This is a genomic window from Bradyrhizobium stylosanthis (genome assembly GCF_001641335.1).
Classification (GTDB): domain Bacteria; phylum Pseudomonadota; class Alphaproteobacteria; order Rhizobiales; family Xanthobacteraceae; genus Bradyrhizobium; species Bradyrhizobium stylosanthis.
In genome coordinates this window covers 423,195-435,776 of the sequence record NZ_LVEM01000002.1, presented here as the reverse complement: position 1 = coordinate 435,776, position 12,582 = coordinate 423,195, and the positions used below count along the sequence as shown (strand labels likewise).

Annotated in this window: 12 protein-coding genes; all 12 read right to left on the bottom strand. The window is 65.2% G+C overall.

All coding sequences use genetic code 11. The annotated features are described in order from the left end of the window. Window positions 1-59 precede the first annotated feature (59 nt). The 12 genes from ptsN to A7X65_RS14045 all read right to left on the bottom strand — a co-directional run bounded on the left by ptsN (window position 60) and on the right by A7X65_RS14045 (window position 12,478). A complete protein-coding gene (gene ptsN / locus A7X65_RS14105) occupies window positions 60-521 on the bottom strand; it encodes a PTS IIA-like nitrogen regulatory protein PtsN (RefSeq protein WP_063681444.1) in 462 nt (153 codons plus the stop codon). Window positions 522-752: 231 nt separating this feature from the next. Next, the gene (hpf, locus tag A7X65_RS14100) at window positions 753-1,364 is read right to left on the bottom strand and encodes a ribosome hibernation-promoting factor, HPF/YfiA family (protein ID WP_063685693.1); all 612 of its coding nucleotides are present in this window, start codon (window positions 1,362-1,364) and stop codon (window positions 753-755) included. Window positions 1,365-1,532: 168 nt separating this feature from the next. Beyond that, window positions 1,533-3,158, bottom strand: a complete 1,626-nt coding sequence (rpoN, locus tag A7X65_RS14095) for an RNA polymerase factor sigma-54 (RefSeq protein WP_063685691.1) — start codon at window positions 3,156-3,158, stop codon at window positions 1,533-1,535. Window positions 3,159-3,247: 89 nt separating this feature from the next. Then, window positions 3,248-4,270: an LPS export ABC transporter ATP-binding protein gene (gene lptB, locus A7X65_RS14090; RefSeq protein WP_063685689.1), complete on the bottom strand. Its 1,023-nt coding sequence runs from the start codon at window positions 4,268-4,270 to the stop codon at window positions 3,248-3,250. A gap of 210 nt (window positions 4,271-4,480) precedes the next feature. Beyond that, window positions 4,481-5,221, bottom strand: coding sequence for an LptA/OstA family protein (locus A7X65_RS14085; RefSeq protein WP_063687684.1), 741 nt, complete (start codon window positions 5,219-5,221; stop codon window positions 4,481-4,483). A 5-nt stretch (window positions 5,222-5,226) separates the two neighbouring features. Then, window positions 5,227-5,958: an LPS export ABC transporter periplasmic protein LptC gene (gene lptC / locus A7X65_RS14080; RefSeq protein WP_063685687.1), complete on the bottom strand. Its 732-nt coding sequence runs from the start codon at window positions 5,956-5,958 to the stop codon at window positions 5,227-5,229. A 143-nt stretch (window positions 5,959-6,101) separates the two neighbouring features. Next, entirely contained in the window at window positions 6,102-6,716 is a 615-nt protein-coding gene (locus tag A7X65_RS14075) for a ribonuclease D (protein ID WP_063685685.1), read from the bottom strand. A gap of 101 nt (window positions 6,717-6,817) precedes the next feature. Further along, window positions 6,818-8,140, bottom strand: coding sequence for a UbiA family prenyltransferase (locus A7X65_RS14070; RefSeq protein WP_082884933.1), 1,323 nt, complete (start codon window positions 8,138-8,140; stop codon window positions 6,818-6,820). 97 nt (window positions 8,141-8,237) lie between these two features. Next, complete coding sequence (locus tag A7X65_RS14065; protein WP_156527804.1) at window positions 8,238-8,867, bottom strand: tail fiber domain-containing protein; 630 nt, start codon at window positions 8,865-8,867, stop codon at window positions 8,238-8,240. Next, window positions 8,864-10,153 (bottom strand): hypothetical protein, encoded by a 1,290-nt coding sequence (locus tag A7X65_RS14060; RefSeq protein ID WP_156527803.1) that lies wholly within the window; start codon window positions 10,151-10,153, stop codon window positions 8,864-8,866. The genes A7X65_RS14065 and A7X65_RS14060 overlap by 4 nt, the downstream gene beginning before the upstream one ends. A gap of 329 nt (window positions 10,154-10,482) precedes the next feature. Then, window positions 10,483-11,037 (bottom strand): hypothetical protein, encoded by a 555-nt coding sequence (locus tag A7X65_RS14050; RefSeq protein ID WP_063685678.1) that lies wholly within the window; start codon window positions 11,035-11,037, stop codon window positions 10,483-10,485. A 19-nt stretch (window positions 11,038-11,056) separates the two neighbouring features. Further along, window positions 11,057-12,478: a YadA family autotransporter adhesin gene (locus tag A7X65_RS14045; RefSeq protein WP_063685676.1), complete on the bottom strand. Its 1,422-nt coding sequence runs from the start codon at window positions 12,476-12,478 to the stop codon at window positions 11,057-11,059. Between the last annotated feature and the right edge of the window lie 104 nt (window positions 12,479-12,582).

Sequence of the window (12,582 nt, the reverse complement as noted above, 5' to 3'; positions counted from 1 at the left end):
CAGCTCTGGATCGCGCGGCTTTTGGACGCGGTGACGATCGATGATTGGGTGAAGAGCGATTAAGCCGCGGTCGCCGGCGGCAGGGCCAGCACCGAATAGATCGCCTGGGCGTCGCGGGAGGCGCGGAGCTTCTTGGCGATGTCCTGGTCGCGCAGCAGGCGGGCGATGCGGGCGAGCGCCTTGAGATGGTCGGCGCCGGCGCCTTCGGGGGCGAGCAGCAGGAAGACGAGATCGACCGGCTGGCCATCCATCGCCTCGAAATCGATCGGACGATCGAGGCGCGCGAACAGGCCGAAAATCTTTTCCAGCTTGGGCAGCTTGCCGTGGGGAATGGCGACGCCATAGCCGACCGCGGTGGTGCCGAGCTTCTCACGCTGCAGCAGCACCTCGAACACCGCGCGCTCGTTCTGGCCGGTGAGCTCGGCAGCCTTGGCCGCCAATTCCTGGAGCGCCTGCTTCTTGCTGTTGACCTTCAATGCCGGAAGTATCGCCTCGGGGGCGACCAGATCGGTAATCGGCATGGAAGTGTTCCGAGGTGAATTAAACCGTCAGGTTCCGAATTGGCCAGCTCGGTTGAACCGAGCCCGGCCGGCGTCAAGAAGGTGAAGCAGGAGCGGGACTTAGCCCAAGTCCCGTTTACGCCCTGATGTGGGGCGCTTCTACTCCAACGCAATCCCGGTGCCAACTCCTGCGTGCGGCTTTGCCCCGGTCATTGTTAAGGGCTGCGGGTCGTACGGGGTCGGGTTTCGGCCCTAGCCGCCCGCCTTGCCGTCCGGTTTGGCCCCTGGCGGGTCGATCCAGCCCACATTGCCGTCGGCCCGGCGGTAAATGATGTTCACCCGGCCGCTGGAGCCATGCTGGAACACCAGGCAGGGCGCGCCGCTGAGGTCGAGTTCCATGACGGCCTCGCTCACCGACATCTGCCTCAGGGAGGTGGTGGCCTCGGCGATGATCACGGGGCTGTAGCCGGTGACCTCCTCCTCGTCCTCCCCCTCGCCCGGGGCTTCGAGCACGTAGGCCGTGGCATCGAGTGCGGCCAGCGCCGCACTGGCGACATGGGCCTTGCGGGCCGAGCGGTCCTTGAGGCGGCTCTTGTAACGCTTGAGGCGCTTCTCGATCATGATCAGCGCCTGGTCGGCGCTGGCATAGGCGTCCGGCGCATTCGAATCGGCCTCCAGCGTAATGCCGGAGTCCAGATGCAGCGCGCAGTCGGTGCGGAAGCCGAAGCCGTCCTTGCTGAGCGTGATGTGGCCTGAATAATTGCCGTCGAAATACTTGCGCAGGACCTCTTCAGTCCGGTCGGTCACGCGGCCGCGCAGGGCCTCGCCGACGCTAACGCTCTTGCCCGAAATCCGAAGAGTCATGTGATGCCTCGCTTGGTTTGCACCCGGCCATGATGACACGTCATCGCGGCCGGGGTTGTTCCCTGCGCATGATCTTTTCGGAAAACCACTATGCGCTTTTCCGGATCATGCGCGTGCTTGGATCGGTCGTAGGGGGAGTGAGAGTAGCGCGATTTGGCGCCAGCGCAATCAGGCCGGTTCGGTGTTGCGGGAGCGGTCGGACATGGCGGTCGAGAGGACGTTACCAAGGGCGCTCTGCTTGTCGCGGCGGCGTTGCACCGAGGACGGAATGCGCATGGCTTCGCGGTACTTCGCGACCGTGCGGCGGGCAATATCAATGCCCGAAGCGCGCAAGCGTTCCACGATCGTATCATCCGACAGGATCGCGGAGGGCTCCTCCGAATCGATCAGCTGCTTGATGTGGTGGCGCACGGCTTCGGCCGAATGCGCCTCGCCGCCGTCGGCCGAGGCGATCGAGGCCGTGAAGAAATATTTCAACTCGAATGTGCCGCGATTTGTAGCCATGTATTTGTTGGCGGTGACGCGCGACACCGTGGATTCGTGCATCTGGATGGCGTCGGCGACGGCCTTCAGATTCAGCGGCCGCAGATGCGCGACGCCATGCGTGAAGAAGCCGTCCTGCTGGCGCACGATCTCGGTTGCAACTTTCAGGATGGTGCGGGCGCGCTGGTCGAGCGCGCGCACCAGCCACGTCGCGTTCTGCAGTGCGTCGGTGAAATAGGACTTGTCGCCGTCCTTGCCGATCTTCTTCGACAGCTCGGAATAGTAGGTCTGGTTGACCAGCACGCGCGGCAAGGTGTCGCTGTTGAGTTCGACATGCCAGCCGCCGTCCGGACCCGGACGGACATAGACGTCGGGCACCATGGTCTGCAGCCGCGCCGAGCCGAACTTCATGCCGGGCTTGGGATTGAGCCGGCGGATCTCGCCGATCATGTCGGCGATGTCCTCGTCGTCCACGCCGCAGAGCTTGCGCAGGGACGCGATGTCGCGCTTGGCGAGCAGATCGAGATGCTCGACCAGGGCCTGCATGGCCGGGTCGTAGCGGTCGAGCTCGCGCAGCTGGATCGCCAGGCATTCGCTCAAATTGCGCGCGCAGACGCCGGGCGGATCGAATTTTTGCAGCACGGCAAGGACGTCCTCGACGTCCTTCTGCGACGCGCCAAGGCGCTCGGCGGCCTGGCCGAGATCGGGCGGCAGATAGCCGGCCTCGTCGACGAGGTCGATGAGGTACTGGCCGATCATGCGCTGCGCGGGCGCGGTGAAGGCGACCGAGAGCTGCTCGGCGAGATGGTCCGACAGCGTGGTCTCGGCGGCGACGAAGGCCTCGAGATTGTAGTCTTCATCGCCGGAGGCGCCGCCGCCCCATTCGGTATAGGTGGTCGGGGCCGCGTCCTGGGCGTTGCGCGCCGCGGCCTCGGCCGGCTCCTCGGAGAAGACGTTGTCCAGGCCCGTGTCCAGGGTCTGCTCGATCTCGGCGCGGGTGCCGAGATCCTTGCTCATCCATTCTTCCTGGCCCGGCTCGAAGGCATCGGTGCCGGCGCTGAAACCATCATCGCCACCCTGACTGCCTGAATCTTCGCCATCGTGATCGCTGAACTGGCCGGCCTCGGCCTGGGCCTCCGCGGGGGCCTCGTCGCTGGCCCGTTCCAGCAGGGGGTTACGCTCGAGTTCCTCCTCGACGAAGGTCGTGAGATCGAGATTCGACAGCTGCAGCAGCTTGATCGCCTGCATCAGCTGCGGCGTCATGACCAGCGACTGCGATTGCCGGAACTCTAATCTCTGCGTAAGCGCCATCTAACAAGAACCGTTCCCGAAATTGGTCCGATTCTTGCTTATCTTAGTCCCGGCCCGATGTACACGGCTTGACGAAACCGAAAAAAGGGCTAGAGGCGGAATTCCTCGCCAAGGTAAAGGCGGCGAACGTCGGGATCGGCGACGATCTCTTCCGGGGTACCCTCGGTCAATATCTCACCGGCATAGACGATATAGGCGCGATCGGTCAGGCCGAGCGTCTCGCGCACATTGTGGTCGGTGATGAGCACGCCGATGCCGCGATTGGTGAGATGGCGGACCAGATCCTGAATGTCGCCGACCGCGATCGGATCGATGCCGGCGAAGGGTTCGTCCAGCAGCATGTAGTTCGGCCGCGTCGCCAGCGCGCGCGCGATCTCGACGCGGCGGCGCTCGCCGCCCGACAGCGCGATCGACGGTGATTTCCTGAGGCGCGTGATGTTGAACTCGTCGAGCAGCGAGTCGAGCTGCTGCTCGCGTTTCTTGCGCGAGGGCTCGACCACTTCGAGCACGGCGCGGATGTTCTGCTCGACGGTGAGGCCGCGGAAGATCGAGGCTTCCTGCGGCAGATAGCCGATGCCGAGCCGCGCGCGCTGATACATCGGCAGCTTGGTGACGTCGTGGCCGTCGAGCTCGATCGCGCCGCGATCGGCCTTGATCAGGCCGGTGATCATGTAGAACACGGTGGTCTTGCCGGCGCCGTTGGGACCGAGCAGACCGACCGCCTCGCCGCGGCGCACATAGATGCTGACGCCGCGCACGACCTGGCGGCTGCCGAACGCCTTTTCCACGCTATGCACAGCCAGGTAGCCCGGCCGCTTCAAGAGCTGCGGCCCGCCGGCGCCGTTCGGCCTTGCCGCGGCCCTGACCGGGTGGACCGCCTGGGCCCGCGGCGGCTCGGGCTGGTAGTCGACCTGATAGTCGTCTTGATAGCCGCCCTGATACTGGTCGGGCGCATGCATCGGCTGGTCGCGGGCAATCGGCGGCGCATCCCGCACCGGGCTCGCCACGAGGCCGCCGACGCTGTCACCGAGCGCGGTGATGTCCTGACGCGCAAATCCTGGCCGGCCGCGCTTGGCGGGGCGCCGACGGAACATGCTGAAGAGATCGACCATCCCCGCCTTCTAACCTTTCGCGGCATTCGCGCGATCTGCGGCCCCGGCTTTGCGATTCGCCGACGCAGCATGAATGAAGGGATGTCTCATGCCCAATGAAACACGCCCGGTAAGCGGCGGACCCCGCTTCGAAAGCCCTGCGCGCTAGATACAGTCTCGCCGGGCAAGCTTCAACCTCGGATCGGGAGCATCCGCAACAAGTCCTTGAAGTTACTTCGGTTTACTTGCGCCGGGCAGCTGCAGAGGCGACCCCGCGGCAGGCTTGCCGCCCGGCCCGCCGGAGCCGCAATCATTGTTGCCGCCCTGCGGCAGCAGGGCCTGCACCCGGCCGCTGTCGGATTCCACCCGCGACACGCCCGTGGTCATGTCGACCATCAGACGGTCGCCGCGCAGCACGTTCTTGCACTGCGTCAGGACCACCTGGCCGCCCGGGCCGCCGCCGAGCATGGTGATGAGGTTGGTCTTGGTGTCGAACACGGCGGTCTCGCCGGTCACCACCTGGTCCTTCTGGGTGACGACGACATTGCCGCGCGCCTCCAGCCGCTTGATCGACGAGGCGCCGCCGGGTCCCGGTGTCGCGGACTGCATCGGCGCTCCCTTGGCGCTGGCGCCCTTCGCCGCCGGCTGCGGCGCGGCCGGCTTGTCGCCGCCGCCGGATTCGTAGAACACCACCAGCGTCTTCGAGGTCATGGTGGTGTCGCCCTGCACGACCTTCACATTGCCGGCGAAGGTCGCTTCCTTCTTCTTGTCGCGCATCTCGAGCGAGGCGGCTTCGATCTGGATCGGCTGATCGCGGTTCTGCGAGAAGCCCTGCATCGCGTTCGGCACGCCCTGCATCGTGCTCTGTGCGATCGCGGCACCGCCGGCGAGCAGCGCGACGCCGAGGGCCAGCGCGGCCGCACCGATGATGGCGCACCGCTTGTCGTCGTTGCGCGGAAAAAGACCGATCATGAAAATCACTTTGAATTGGCAGACTTGTTCTGGGGCGTACGTGTCTTCACGGGCGCAGGCTCGGGCGGCGCAGGCTGAGCCGCGGCGCCGTCGTCCAGCTTGTCGAGATGCATCACCACATTGCCTTCAAAGCGGATGAGATCGCCGCCTTCCGTGATGCGCAGGCGATCCGCGGTCAGCGTGCCGTTGGTCAGCTTGACGTCGACACGCTCGTCCGAGGAGACGGTGCCCTTGCCCATGTCGACGAAAGCCGAGTTCAGCCGCGCCTCATAGCCGGTCGAAGTGCGCAGGAAGATGTCCTTGTGCAGGTCGAGCTGCTGCTGCTTGTTGTCGAAGCGGCCGTTGCGGGCATCGAGGAAGAGCGTGGACTGATCCTCCATCAGCACCTTCGCGCGCAGATCGTGGAGATCGACATGATCGGGGTCGGTGATGTCCTGCGTTGCGGTCTTGGCCCAGAGCTCGTAGGGCCGCCGGTCCGGCGTGTAACCGGCAAGGTGCGGCGATTCCATGGTGATCTTGGTGCCCGACACCACCAGGTTTCCGGAATCGAGCGGCAGCTTCGGCATGATCATGCGGAACGGATTGAAGATCGAGACGCCGACGATGACGGCCAGGGACATCAGCACCGCGCCTGGAACTGCGACGCGCAGAATCCGTACCAGGCGGCTGTGGCGCGCCGCGCTGGCAAACTTCGCCGCAAGCGCGGCGTCGTAGGTGGGATTCTGGGCCGAGTTCACCGCTGCTCCAGCGTGTCGCTAACCTTGTCCAGGCGAAGGCGCCCATTGTACCCGGCGCCGCCGAAATATGCAGCCCGCGACAGGCCGTTACGAAAGTGTCCGAAACGGGGCGGCAGCCTCAGGCTTACCACCGCGCATGGCCTTCACGAATGCGCGAAAATGTCCTCTTCCTCCCAGCCCTGGAGGTCGAGCAGGGCGCGGGTCGGCAGAAACTCGAAACAGGCCTTGGCAAGCGCGGTGCGGCCTTCCCGCACCAGCATGGCGTCGAGCCGCTCGCGCAGGGCATGCAGGTGCAGCACGTCGGAGGCGGCGTAGGCGAGCTGCGGCTCGGTCAGGCTGTCGGAACCCCAGTCGCTGGACTGCTGCTGCTTGGACAGGTCGATATTAAGCACCTCGCGCACGAGGTCCTTCAGGCCATGGCGGTCGGTGTAGGTGCGGGTCAGTCGCGAGGCAATCTTGGTGCAATAAATCGGCCCGGTCATGACGCCGAAGGTCTGGTACAGCACCGCGACGTCGAACCGCGCGAAGTGGAAAATCTTCGTGATTGCGGGATTGGCCAGGAGGGCCTTCAGGTTCGGCGCGTCGGTGTGGCCCTTGGGGATCTGCACCACGTCTGCGCTGCCGTCGCCGGGCGAGAGCTGCACCACGCAGAGCCGGTCACGGTGGGGGTTGAGCCCCATGGTCTCGGTGTCGATCGCCACCGCTCCAGTGTAGCGGGACAGGTCGGGCAGGTCGCCGCGGTGCAGGCGTACGGTCATGGTGTTTCAAAACCTCGGGTCGAATCGGTCTGTCGGCAGAATAGGCTCATTTCGGATTGCCCGCGATGTAACCACTCGGGGCAGGCCACGCAAGCGTCCGCTCAGATCGCGGCCAGCATGATGCAGATCATCGCCGCGACCGCGGTGCGGCTCGGGCCGTCGCGGAAGGCGTAGATGATCGGATCATCCGGCATCTCGCGGCGATGCGCCATCATCAGGGCGCGGCCGAACCAGTACAGCAGCAGCGGGGTCATCAGCCACAGCAGCCAGGGGCGGCTGTAGAGCGGCGTCACCGCGGACGAGGACACATAGAGCGAGAACACGGTCACCGCGTTCATCGCGCTCGCCGCCGCCATGGCCGCGATGATCTGGAGGTCGGTGACCCTGTAGTCGCGGTTGGAGGGATCGGCGAGGCCCGCGCTCTCGCGCATGCTGAGCTCGCTGAAGCGCTTGATCAAGGCGAGCGAGGTGAACACGAACAGCGAGAAGATCAGCAGCCATTCCGACAGCACCACGCCGACGCCGACGGCGCCGGCGACGATGCGCAGGCTGTAGAGGCCGGCGAGCGTGACGACGTCGACCAGCATCTTGCGCTTGAGCACGAGCGAATAGGCGATGGTGGTGGCGAGATAGGCGCCGAGCACGGCGAGGAAGAGCGGCGAGATGAAGAGGGAGGCTGCGACCGCGAACAGCCACAGCGCGGGGATCGCTGATAGCGCCGACGAGATCGGCAAAGTGCCGCCCGCGAGCGCGCGGTGACGCTTGGTCGGGTGCTGCCGGTCCGCGGCGAGATCGAGCAGATCGTTCATCAGGTACGCGCCGGAGGCGCAGGCCGAGAACGCCATGAACGCCAGCAGCGCGTAGCCGAGCGTCGTCCAATTCATCTGATGCGCGGTCAGCGCCGGCACGAACACCAGCGTGTTCTTGGCGTATTGGTAGACGCGCAGCGCCTTCGCCCAGGTCTTCAGCCCGGGATTGCGACCGCCGCGGGTCTCGATGCGATCGATCGTGCCGCGATCGAAGGGAAGCTCGCCCGCGGCGAGATCGGCCGGCGTCACGACGCCATCGAAACCGAGATGCGCGGCGATGCCGGCCGCATGACCGGGAAGCCGGCCGGCGACCAAATAGACCTTCGCACCGCGCGCCCGCGCCGCCAGCGCCTGGTTCAGCACATCGGGATCATAGGGCAGATGGGCGTAGTCGATCTCGGCCTGCGCCAGGACATCCGTCAGCGCCGCCACGCCGGGCCGTCCGCCCGCGCCGAAGCGGGCCAGCAGGCGAGCGGGGCTGGAGAACAGCGCTTCCATCAAGAGCTCGGAACGCAGCAGGGCGCCTTCGAGATCGATGACGAGCGTCCGCGCAGCCGCCGGCGCTGCCGACCGCTCGGGCGCGCTGGAAACGTGCTGCCAGGCAGGCTGCTCCATTCGAAAACGCTCTTGTTTGCCGCAAAATGACCGGCTCCAGGAAAGCGGACCGCCAGGGAGCAGGGAAATGGACGGCAGCGAGCCTAGGAGGCATTCGCTAAGGCTGGCTTAACCCGGGATTGGCGGCACCCCGGCGAGGCCTGGTGGTCTCTTGATCGCTCCAGCTGCGGAACTGCAGTCCGAGCAGGTCGTAACGGACCCGAAGATAGCCGTCGGGGCCGTGCACCACGGCATTGGGCACGATCCGCTCGACCTCCTGGGCCATCACGCCGACATAGAACGTGTCGTCCCAGAGATAGCGAAACCGGTAGAGGCAGATGCCGCTGTCGAGGCATCCGAGCCGCGAAATATCGCGCTTGAGCCGCCTGTCGGACGTGACAGGCGGTGGAGGCGTTGGCGGCAGGGTCGGAACCACCGCCGGCAGGGGCTGCGGCGGAGGCGGCCCGTATTTGTCGTAGGACCGCTCGATCGACCTCGGGGTGTTGGTGTCCTGGCTGTCGCCGCGGCTCTGCGAGACCGGCGCGCCGGTATAGGACAGTTTGGGCTGCGAGAAGATGATTGCTCGCTGGCGCATCGACCTGGCGAGGCCGCCATTGACGCAGCCACCATTTGCAGTCCTGCCCTCCGGGCATCTTGGTTGCGCCTGCGCCTGATCGAAGATCGACAAGCCGGCGACGAATGCCGTGACAAGAGCAAAGCCGCTCAACCCGGTGATGATACGTGTCAAAATTTCATGCTCCCGCCAAGCATCGCGATCCAGCCGCGAACGCGAAGGTTCGGCGTCAATTCGGTCAGATTCTCTTTGATCCAGAAGTGCTCCGCACTCGCTTTCAAGGACAAGCCTTCGCGTAGCGAATACTGCGCAGAACCGCCCGCTCCGATGCGGGTCTTTGCCGGAATGAATTGCTGCGTGACCGGATTGTAGGAGTTTTGATCGCGCCGCATGTAGTTCACCATCGGCGCGACGGTCCAGTTGCCGCTCACGACGGGTTGCTCGAGGCGATACCGATACACGGCGCTGTTGGACCGAAACGACTCGGGAATGATCTTCAACAGCTCCGGATCCAAAACCCTGTTCTTCTCGGCGTTGGTCCACGACGCCGTGAATGTCGTGCTCGACGATGTCGTCCATGCGTATCCGACCGTACCCGACAGCGTGTAGCGGTCGCCAAGTGCATAGGATGAGACTTGATCCAGACGGGTTGCAGTTTCGTGGGCGTAGGACGCTGAAGCCAGCAGCGTCAGGTTTGCCAGCTGGTAGCCGAGCGAGGCACTCTGCGTCGCGACCCGTCCCGGCCCCACCAATGTGGTTGCCTGCGGCTCCGTGCTTGCGGGATCGAGCAGCGCTTCCATGCGATATGCGCCGCGCCAGGTATAGCCGGAGCTGAACGTCAGGATGAGCTGTTCGCCGATGGGCAGGTTGACGCCGACCGTCGGCCCTATGTTCAGCCCTTCCCCGAATGTTGCGAGGTCGACGATGTCCTGATCCATCCGCGCATTCGCCGCGCTGCCATAGAGAGCCGTCGTCCCCGTTGGAAGGTTGACGTTCATGGAGACGAACGGCTGAATTCCGGGAATGCCGAGATAGGTTGCCGTCCCCGAGACGACCGTATCGGTCGTGGTCGTGACGCTGCCGGTCAACCCGGGCGTGGATTGCCGTGACCAGACATAGCCGCCTCTGCCGAGCAGATCGACTTTGATGTTTTCGAGCGGCTGCCCGTTCGCCTGGATCGTCAGGGGTGCATAGAGCTGCGTCCCGGCGCCGGCCGCCGACGAGCCACTGGCAGGGAAACCCCGCGTGCCGCTCCAGGTGGCATATCGCAACTCCTGATCGGCGCTCAGCGACCAGTTCGGCTCGGCGGCATGCGCGAGCGAGGAAACCGTACAGCAGGCCATGACGACACACGCGCGCGTCCATCTGTCTCGAACGGAATCGTAGAGGCGCGCGCGCATGATGGGCTGATATGACATGCAGTTGGATAAACCTGACGGCAATGAGATCGCCGGATGCACGGCGACCTCGCGCTCGGACTCCCAATCAGGCTGCGGCTACGGCTTCTTCCCGGACGTGGGGGCTGGCGGCTTGGGGGGCGCCGGAGGCTTCGGCGGCGGCGGGATGTTCTTCCGTACGGCCCCGTCGGCCATCGACGGAGACCTCGTGTAAGCCATAACCGGGGCGGCACTGATCGCTGCGAACAGCGCCGCGGCGATCATCATTCGATACATCATGAACTTGTTCCTCTTCATAGTCCGTCCGGGAGCAGTGGAAAATTCCAGCCGATGACGGTCGCGGCTGAAAATCTGTTGGCCGCGCGACTGCGCCGGTGCGGCTGTTTGGTGCCTCATGGTGACTTCTTCTGCGCAGACGCGGCCGACTTCGCGGCAGCTGCCTGGGCTTGCGGCTGCGGGGGTGCGGCTTCCGGCGTGGCGATAGCGATCCCGAACAGTCGCCATTGTCCGGCGGCGATCTGAAACACGAGATCGAACTTGATCTGCTGCGGCTGGGTCGGAATGTAACCGGCAAGCCGCAGCATTCCGCGCTGGTCGAGCGACGGCGCTTCGGTGAATTGCGGCGGCAGCAATGCCGCGCCGTACAGATCGAAATTGCGACGCCGCAGGTCGAGAAAATTCAACCCGAGATCGGCGGCGGTATTGCGCGCCTGGAAATCGGGCGCGGCGAGATCGCGCAGCACGGTGTAATTGCCGGTGCGGTTGGCATCATTGAGCGTAAGCAGCGTCGAACGGATAAGATAGAGCGCCTGCTCCAACGTGACAGGCAGCGACGGCTGCGCGGGCGTGGCCGCAGGCGCAGGCGTTTTCTGTTGAGCTTCCGCCCGGTCGTTGCTGCACGACAGCAGCAGAGCCAGTGCAATCAGGGCACGCGCAATCAATTGCATGGACTGGCCGCGCCCGCCTTCACCAGCCGACGCGCATGCCGACGCGTCCGCCCAATCCGCCGCCGTTCGTGCCATAGGTCAGGCCGCCGCTGGCCTGCACATTCTCGCTGACGCGGAGCGCGGCGCTCATAGAGAGCGCATTGGTGTTCTGGAAGGTGCCCCAGTTCGCGGTGACCGCGATCTTCTCGGACGGCATTAGCCACGGTGAACCGGACATCGCAAAAGCCATCGCAACACCGTTGATCGCCTTGCCGGTCTTGCCGTCGAGCTCATTCAGGCGCGCATTGATGCCGGCGAGCTGATTGTTGATGCCTGCGATATCGCCGGAGCTGGCAAGCCCGAGCGCGGCCAGCGACGTCGAGGCGAGATTGCCGGCCGCATCCGTGGTGACGAGTTGCGTCGGCCCGGACTGCGCAGCCGTGCTCGCGGCCGAGGCAATGCCGGCCATCGTGTAGGTATTGGTGGCGGTGCCGTAGACCTGCTGATTGGCGCGCGTCGCGGTGGCGCCGTTGCCGATCGCGGCGGAGTTCGCGAAGGTCGCCGACGCGCCATTGCCGAAAGCCGACGAGTTCGCGCCGGTGGCGTTGGAGCCATTGCCCACCGCGGTATTGGCGACGCCGTTTCCGCTGGCGTTGGCGTTGAGGCCCACCGCGACGTTGGCGCTACCGGTGCCGTTAGCCAGAGCGCCTGCTCCGGTTGCGACATTTCCCGAATTGGCGCCGCTCGCATTGGAGAGATAGCCGCTCGCCGCGTTGAAGCTGCTCGCGCCACTGGCGTTGGCACCGTCGCCGGTCGCGACGTTTCGGCTTCCGGCGCCACTCGCGTTGGCGTTCATGCCGGTCGCGACGTTGGAGCTGATATTGCCGCTGGCGTTGGCGTTGGTCCCGGACGCAATGTTGTTGCTGGCGTTGCCGACGGCATTGGTGTTCGACCCGGCCGCGATATTGCCGCTGCCGTCGCCACTGGCGTGGGCGCTGGACCCGGTCGCGAGGTTTTTGCTGCCGTCGCCGCTGGCAATGGCGTCAAAGCCGCTCGCGGTATTGGAGCTGTTGTTGCCGTTGGCGAGGGCTTCCCCGATCGCGGTGTTGACGCTGTTGTTGCCGCTGGAATTGGCGTTGTCCCCGACCGCGGTATTGACGCTGCCATTGCCGCTAGCGTTGGCGAGGCCGACGGCGATATTGCCACTGACATTGCCGTTGGCGTTTGCTCCGAACCCGATTGCCGTGTTGTTACCGCCTGTGCCGGTGGCGTTTGCATTGGTCCCGCAGGCAAAATTGCCGCCCGATCCGGTTGCCGTCGCACCTTGGGCGGAGGCAGCAGTATCGACGCACACGAACTGGGCCCGGGCTTGCGGAGCGTACGCACCGGTCGCGATCGCGGCGATGAGCCCGGTTGCAAGGAAGGCGGCTGCTCGCGTTCGAAATACGACTGAAATATTCATGTTTAGTCCCCCACTATCTCCCCAATTCGCCATAGGAGAGCGCGCGCCGCGGGGATTTGTAGGCCGACCGCCGTCAATGCCGGCGTCAGTCCGGCGTGACAGCA